General features: G+C 56.2%; 2 rRNA genes. Both read right to left on the bottom strand.

From position 1 onward, the window contains the following. Positions 1-63 precede the first annotated feature (63 nt). Positions 64-178, bottom strand: a 5S ribosomal RNA gene (gene rrf / locus EV216_RS18090). 78 nt (positions 179-256) lie between these two features. Further along, positions 257-1,016 (bottom strand): 23S ribosomal RNA (locus EV216_RS18085); the annotation flags it as partial.

Here is a 1,016-nt window from a genome sequence, read left to right as displayed (position 1 = left end):
CGGTTGTTTTGTTGGCCATTTTGGCCTGTCATCGAAGAGAGTTATATGTTTGGCTCTTTCTAGGTTTGGCGGTGACCTACTCTCCCACGTCTTGAGACGCAGTACCATTGGCGCGGCGGCACTTAACGGCCGGGTTCGGAATGGAGCCGGGTGTTTTGCTCGCGCTATGACCACCAAACCGAGGAAGAGCCATATGTCCAAGTCAAGCATGGGATTGTGTGCTTATTGATACCAGGAAGCTTGGCTTTTACTGGATCAAATCAAGCCTATCGGGCAATTAGTACCGGTCAACTGAACGCATTGCTGCGCTTACATCTCCGGCCTATCGACGTGGTGGTCTTCCACGGCCCTCGGGGATACCTTGTTTTGAGGGGGGCTTCCCGCTTAGATGCCTTCAGCGGTTATCCTGTCCGATCATAGCTACCCTGCACTGCCGTTGGCACGACAACAGGTCCACCAGTGGATCGTTCACCCCGGTCCTCTCGTACTAGGGGCAACTCCTCTCAAGTATCCTACACCCACGGCAGATAGGGACCGAACTGTCTCACGACGTTCTAAACCCAGCTCACGTACCTCTTTAAACGGCGAACAGCCGTACCCTTGGGACCTGCTCCAGCCCCAGGATGAGATGAGCCGACATCGAGGTGCCAAACACTGCCGTCGATATGGACTCTTGGGCAGTATCAGCCTGTTATCCCCGGCGTACCTTTTATCCGTTGAGCGATGGCCCTTCCACTCGGGACCACCGGATCACTATGGCCGACTTTCGTCTCTGCTCGACTTGTCAGTCTCGCAGTCAGGCTGGCTTTTGCCATTGCACTCAACGAGCGATTTCCGACCGCTCTGAGCCAACCTTCGCGCGCCTCCGTTACTGTTTGGGAGGCGACCGCCCCAGTCAAACTACCCGCCACGCAGGGTCCCGGATCCGGATGACGGACCGCGGTTAGACATCAAGCAGAACAAGGGTGGTATCTCAAGGATGGCTCCACAGGAACTGGCGTCCCTGCTTCGAAGCC

This window comes from Rhodovulum steppense (assembly GCF_004339675.1).
In the GTDB taxonomy this organism is placed as follows: Bacteria; Pseudomonadota; Alphaproteobacteria; order Rhodobacterales; family Rhodobacteraceae; genus Rhodovulum; species Rhodovulum steppense.
This window is presented reverse-complemented; position numbering and strand designations above follow the sequence as displayed.